A 5730-nucleotide genomic window follows, 5' to 3' on the forward strand; every position below is an offset into this window, starting at 1 on the left:
CGTAGCGGACACACATTTTGCTACTTAGCCCTCTATCGCTAACCGGAACAAAAGAAGCGAGCCCCAGACCTTCTCAGTCTGGGGCTCGCCTTCGGTGGAGCTGCCGGGAATTGAACCCGGGTCCTTCGTCACCTCGCCAGGGCTTCTCCGTGCGCAGTTCGCACAGGATCTCTACTCGACCCTCCGGCTCGGGCAAACTCGTTCCGGATGATGGGCCCAGTCGCTCTGAAAGTCCCCCGTCGGCCGAACGACAAGCCGGCGGAGCAAGTTCCTTAGTCGATGCCAGGATCCGGGTCAGGAACTAAACCCGGGCTGACAGACTCGCGTCGCTGAAATTAGGCAGCGAGGGCGAAGTCACGCTGAGAGTTCTTCTCTGCGTTTATTGGTTGCTACGACGCTTAACGGTGGTCTCTAGCCTGCACCGGCACGCTTCCCCTGGCTCAATGTACGAAGTCGAAACCATATCAACCCCATGCATTGCAGTAGAGCGGGATTGTGCGCTCTCTACAGTTCGTATAACGCTACCCCACGTCGGCCTATTCCAGCAACCAGCTTTCCGATGCCGCCTCTACCGCGCCGTCGATGTCGGCTAATGTTCGCGGGACGTCCTTGGCCACCAACCGTGCATCCCACCAGTAAATAACATCGGAGGAGTCAAACGGGACAACACCAACGAATGAGTCACCCGCCATCTGGTCACCCCAAGCATGAACAGCGGTCTCTACTTCCGCCGAGACGTCCCTGTGGGCTCGCCCGAAGTCCACTTCGTAACCGATATATGTCGTCCCGCCTTGCTGTGCCTCGATGATGAGATAGACGAAGTCCTGGGTGTACCACGCCGCCCACACAGTGACGTCTTCGGGCGGCAGTCCCTGATCCGGCGCCACATAGCGGTTAATCAGCTCGTCCATCTTCGCGACGAACGCAGCGAGGTCAAAAGAGCGGTCCATGAATGCCGCCTTTTACTGCAGGTAGTCCGCCAGCACCACCGCGTGGTTGACCTCGCGGTCCTTCGCGGCGAAGAGCAGCGTGACATCGCCGTCCTTGGCGAGTTTTCGCAGCTCGTTCATATCCTCGGAGTCGTTTTCTTCGAGCTCGGCGCGATAGCGTTTCTTAAACTCGTCGAAACAGTCCTCGTCATGGTTCCACCACGTGCGCAGGCCGGGGCTGGGCGCGACCTCCTTGAACCAGTGATCCGGGGCCAGCTTGTCCTTGGAGATACCGCGCGGCCATAGACGGTCGACGAGGACCGTTACGCCGTGAGTCTTCTCTTCGCCTTTAACGACGTCATGTGCCTTAGCCGTATAAATCATGGGCCCCAGGCTACGCGCGTTTTAGGCGTTGATGCCCTTGATGCGGCGTCCCAGCTCGCGGGTAATCTCGCGATCCTGGTCGCGGCGCTTGATAGCCTCGCGCTTGTCGTAGTCCTGCTTACCCTGCGCCAGGCCAAGTTCCAGCTTCGCGCGGCCGTCCTTCAAGTAGACGCGCAGCGGGATGAGCGTCTTATTGCCGTCGCGGACCTGGCCCATGAGCTTGTCGATCTCCCGGCGGTGCAGCAGCAGCTTGCGGGTGCGCTTGGGCGAGTGGTTCGTCCACGAGCCATAGGAATACTCCGGGATGTGGAGGTTGCGCACGTAGACCTCGCCGTCGTCGATGGTCGCGAACGCGTCGACGAGCGAGATTTTGCCCTCGCGCATGGACTTGATCTCAGTGCCGACAAGCACCATGCCGCATTCGTAGGTGTCCAGGATTTTAAAGTCGTGGCGAGCGCGGCGGTTGGTCGCCAGGGTCGAGTTATTGTCGACCGCTTTCTTCTTCTTTGCTTTCTTCGCCATAATCCGTCTTATTGTACCGGCGCGTGCACGCCAGCCCTAAAACCAACGAACCCCGCGGCGGGCAGCCGCGGGGTGCAAGGGGGCATCGGGAAGCTACTTGCGCACGTAGGCACGCAAGGTAACCCAGGCGGCAAGGGCAGCGAAGACGATGGCCACCGCGCCGATGAGGGGAATGGCGACCCAGATATCCGAGTCCCGGATGGGCGCCAGCAGCTGGGAGGAGTAGAGGTTCTTCAACGACGGGTCGAGGACAAAGTTCTTGCCAAGGTAGACGCCCACGCCAGCGAGGACAGTGCCGAAGAGCACGGCGAGGACGGCCTCGAAGACGAAGGGGGCGTTGGTAAACCAGCGGGTAGCGCCGACCATGCGCATAATCGACATCTCGCGCGAGCGGTTGAACGCGGCGATCTGCACCATGTTCGCGATGAGGAAGATGGCGGCGATGGCCTGGACGAGTGCCAGGATGAAGGTCGCGTTGCGGATGGTGTCGAGGTTGGAGGTCGCGGAGCGGACCTCGTCGCCTTGATCGACGATGGTGTCGACGCCGGGGTCGTTCGTGATGGCGTCGATGGCGGAAGTATCCGTGGGATCGACGAGGCGCACGTGGAGGGCGGCGGGCAGCGCGTCCGGGGAGGTCTCTTCGACGAGCAGCGGGTCGGTCTCTTGGAAGACCTCGACGAAACGCTTGTACGACTCCTCGCGGTTGCGGTAGGTGACGGACTCGACGCCGCCGTCAGCCTCGAGCTTCTTCTTTACGTCGGCGCAGGCGCCATGCTCACAGGTCGTGTCATTCGCGGACGTGGGCTCGTCAAGCTGGACCATAACTTCGACCTTCTCGAGGTAGATGTCCTTGGTGTCTTCGGTCATCTGCGTGACGAGCACGCCAGCGACAAGCAGACCGACGGAAATCGCCGTCGTGATGACGAGCGCGATGGTCATGGTGAGGTTGCGTCCGAGCCCCCGGAAGGCCTCGCGCAGAACATATCCGAGTCGCATTAGAAGGCCTCCCCGTAGACGCCGTGCTCGTCGTCGCGGACGAGCTTGCCGTTGTTGAGTTCGAGCACGCGGCGGCGCATCTCGTTGACGGTGCGCGCGTTGTGCGTGGACATGATGACGGTCGTGCCGGTGCGGTTGATCTGCGCGAGCAGCGTCATGATGTCTTGGGCCGTGGCCGGGTCGAGGTTGCCCGTGGGCTCGTCGGCAAGGACGAGCGCTGGCTTGTTGACGAAGGCGCGGGCGATGGCCACGCGCTGCTGCTCGCCGCCGGAGAGCTCGTTGGGAAGGCGGTGCGCCTTGGAGTCGAGACCCACGAGGTCGAGCACCTCGGGCACCGCCTCCTTGATCTCCTTCTTCGACTTGCCGATAACCTCGAGCGCGAACGCCACGTTGTCGTAGACGTTAAGCTTGGGCAGCAGGCGGAAATCCTGGAAGACGTAGCCGATGGACTGGCGCAGACGGTTAATCTGGCCGCCCTTCAAAGCATTGACGTGGAAGTCGCCGAAATAGATGTCGCCGTGGGTCAGGTTCGTCTCGCGGACGAGCAGTTCCAGGAAGGTAGACTTGCCGGAGCCGGACGGGCCGATGAGGAAGACGAACTCGCCGTCCTCGATCGTGAAGGAGACGTCGCCCAGGGCGGGCCTGGCGGACGCCTTATAGACCTTGGTTACATTCTCGAAGGTGATCACAGGGGAAACTCTAGCAACATAAGTTTCATTCCTACAGCTTCCGCGTGGATAGGCAGGCTTTTCACAGACTGCGCTTGTGGCCGAGTTCGCACAGGTCGCGGGCCTGTGTACCATTACACACTGATCCGAACGTACGATCCCGACCCCAATTGTCAACAAGAAAGGCCGAGAACATGTCCGAATCACAAACGCAGGCGCCGCCTGAGCATCAGTCGCCTGGCGGATTCCTCGGCACGATCGAAAAGATCGGCAACAAGCTGCCTAATCCGTTCTGGCTCTTCGTCATCCTCGCTGGCGTCGTGGCGGTGAGCTCGTGGCTCGGCTCGCTCGCGGGCCTGCAGGCCACGGACCCGCAGTCGGGCGAGCCGATCAAGGTGACGAATCTCCTCAACGCTGAGGGCCTCTCGAAGATGGTAACGGAGGCCGTCACCAACTTCACGTCCTTCCCGCCGCTGGGTGTTATCCTCGCGGTCATGCTCGGCGTGGCCGTCGCGGAGCAATCGGGCCTGCTGTCCGCGCTCGTGCGCGCCATGGTCGCACGCGTGAGCCCCAAGATGTTAACTTTCGTCGTTGCGCTCACCGGTGTGACAGGCTCCGTTGCTTCCGATGCCATCTATGTCATCCTTATCCCGTTAGGTGCCACCGCCTTCCACGCGGTCGGTCGCTCCCCCATCGTGGGTGCGATGGTGGCGTTCGCGGCATCGTCAGCAGGCTTTAACGCGTCGCTCATTTTGAACATCACGGACCTGCTGCTCGCGGGTATTTCGACGTCCGCCGCGCAGATTGTGGACGCGGAGTACGAGGTCAACGCGCTGGCGAATATCTTCTTCGTGGTGCCGTCCGCGATTGTCCTGTCGCTCATCATCACGGCGGTGACGGAGTTCTTCATCGTGCGCAAAGCGCGCGAGCTCGTCGACCACGACAATTTGGAGACCCAAGAACTGGATTTCTCGTCGTCGGTGCCCAACGCGTCCGACGATGACGAGTACGACTTCTCGGACGACGAGGAGAAGCTCGCCCTCCACCCGCTCGAAGCCAAGGGCCTCAAGGCCGCGGGTGCCGCGCTGGTGGCCTTCCTCATCGCGTTCTTCGCGCTCATCTTCATCCCGGGCTCGCCGTTCGCTGGGCCGGATGGCGTGTTCATGGAGTCGCCGCTCATCAAGGCTATCGCGGTGCCCATCGCGCTGGCCTTCTTCCTGGCCGGCGCGGTCTACGGCATCGTAGTCGGCACGGTGAAGGAAGCCTCGGACTTCCCGGATTTCATGGCTAAGGGCATCGAAACCCTGCTGCCTATGATCGTGCTCTTCTTCATGGTCGCACAGTTCCTCGCGTGGTTTAGCTGGTCCAACCTGGGTGTGTACACCGCAATTAAGGGCTCCGAGTTGCTCCAGGCCTGGGACCTGCCGCCGGTGCTCATGTTCGCCGGCCTCGTGCTCATGGTCGCGCTGCTCAACCTCTTCATCACGTCCGGTTCCGCACAGTGGGCGCTCATGGCACCGGTCGTCGTGCCGATGCTCATGTACGTCTCCGTCGCCCCCGAGGTCGCGCAGATGCTCTTCCGTATCGGCGACTCCCCGACGAATATCATTACGCCGATGTCGCCGTACTTCGCGCTCGCGCTCACGTTCCTTCAGCGCTACTACAAACGCTCCGGCGTGGGCACGCTCATGTCGCTGTCCCTGCCCTACTCGATTTCCATGCTCGTGGGCTGGTTCATCTTCTTCGTCATCTGGTACCTCATCGGCATACCTCTGGGCCCCGGCACCCCGATGACCTACCCGGCAAGCTAAAACGGCATGCTGAATCGCCCGCCCCTCGGGGCGGGTTTTCGTGGTTTTCCTAGTTATTCGTGCAAGGCAGGTCCGGCCCGAACTTCCGGCGCTTCCAGAACCTACCCTCGGCGTCTTTGTAATAGACGTCCCCATCCCGCTTCTTCATGTTGTGATACTCGCAGAGCATGAGGATGTTGTCGATATTCGTCTCCCCACCCTTCGACCACGCCACCAGGTGGTCGGCCTGCAACAAGTTAAACGGCCGGTGACACTCCGGATCCTGACACACATGCTGCACCGCCGCGGCCAACTCCTTCTGCGTCGCACTGAAATACCGCTGCAGCCGGTACTGCTTCACCGGCTCATTGCGGGCGTTGACAAACGTCGCCAGCCCAATGCCCTCCAGCAACTCGGCCATGATCTCCTCACCCGTACGCC

At 61.4% G+C, this 5730-nt stretch carries 7 protein-coding genes and 1 other RNA gene; 1 reads left to right on the plus strand and 7 read right to left on the minus strand.

The annotated features are described in order from the left end of the window. Positions 1 to 92 precede the first annotated feature (92 nt). The 6 genes from ssrA to ftsE form a co-directional block, all read right to left on the minus strand. Positions 93 to 472, minus strand: a transfer-messenger RNA (tmRNA) gene (gene ssrA / locus HMPREF2559_RS08740). Between the two features lie 64 nt (positions 473 to 536). Then, the gene (locus HMPREF2559_RS08745) at positions 537 to 950 is read right to left on the minus strand and encodes a hypothetical protein (RefSeq protein WP_066491171.1); all 414 of its coding nucleotides are present in this window, start codon (positions 948 to 950) and stop codon (positions 537 to 539) included. Positions 951 to 962: 12 nt separating this feature from the next. Beyond that, a complete protein-coding gene (locus tag HMPREF2559_RS08750) occupies positions 963 to 1313 on the minus strand; it encodes a DUF488 domain-containing protein (protein ID WP_066491169.1) in 351 nt (116 codons plus the stop codon). A gap of 21 nt (positions 1314 to 1334) precedes the next feature. Further along, complete coding sequence (smpB, locus tag HMPREF2559_RS08755; protein ID WP_066491166.1) at positions 1335 to 1835, minus strand: SsrA-binding protein SmpB; 501 nt, start codon at positions 1833 to 1835, stop codon at positions 1335 to 1337. Positions 1836 to 1928: 93 nt separating this feature from the next. Then, positions 1929 to 2831, minus strand: a complete 903-nt coding sequence (gene ftsX / locus HMPREF2559_RS08760) for a permease-like cell division protein FtsX (protein ID WP_066512078.1) — start codon at positions 2829 to 2831, stop codon at positions 1929 to 1931. After that, positions 2831 to 3520: a cell division ATP-binding protein FtsE gene (gene ftsE / locus HMPREF2559_RS08765; RefSeq protein ID WP_066491150.1), complete on the minus strand. Its 690-nt coding sequence runs from the start codon at positions 3518 to 3520 to the stop codon at positions 2831 to 2833. Before ftsE ends, ftsX begins: the two co-directional genes overlap by 1 nt. Before the next feature lie 173 nt (positions 3521 to 3693). Here ftsE and HMPREF2559_RS08770 point away from each other — a divergent pair, with 173 nt between their 5' ends. Then, positions 3694 to 5310 (plus strand): AbgT family transporter, encoded by a 1617-nt coding sequence (locus tag HMPREF2559_RS08770; protein WP_066512067.1) that lies wholly within the window; start codon positions 3694 to 3696, stop codon positions 5308 to 5310. Positions 5311 to 5359: 49 nt separating this feature from the next. On the opposite strand, the gene HMPREF2559_RS08775 is transcribed toward HMPREF2559_RS08770, so the two are convergent. Beyond that, positions 5360 to 5730, minus strand: a 371-nt coding sequence (locus HMPREF2559_RS08775; RefSeq protein ID WP_210387031.1) for an HNH endonuclease, incomplete at its 5' end; no start/stop codon positions are given.

This window comes from Corynebacterium sp. HMSC072G08 (assembly GCF_001809185.1).
In the GTDB taxonomy this organism is placed as follows: Bacteria; Actinomycetota; Actinomycetes; order Mycobacteriales; family Mycobacteriaceae; genus Corynebacterium; species Corynebacterium phoceense.

Excerpts from the sequence above, each read along its gene's own strand:
- ftsX (WP_066512078.1), bottom strand. The coding sequence starts at position 2,831 with ATGCGACTCGGATATGTTCTGCGCGAGGCCTTCCGGGGGCTCGGACGC.
- HMPREF2559_RS08770 (WP_066512067.1), top strand. The coding sequence starts at position 3,694 with ATGTCCGAATCACAAACGCAGGCGCCGCCTGAGCATCAGTCGCCTGGC.
- HMPREF2559_RS08750 (WP_066491169.1), bottom strand. The coding sequence starts at position 1,313 with ATGATTTATACGGCTAAGGCACATGACGTCGTTAAAGGCGAAGAGAAG.
- HMPREF2559_RS08745 (WP_066491171.1), bottom strand. The coding sequence starts at position 950 with ATGGACCGCTCTTTTGACCTCGCTGCGTTCGTCGCGAAGATGGACGAG.
- smpB (WP_066491166.1), bottom strand. The coding sequence starts at position 1,835 with ATGGCGAAGAAAGCAAAGAAGAAGAAAGCGGTCGACAATAACTCGACC.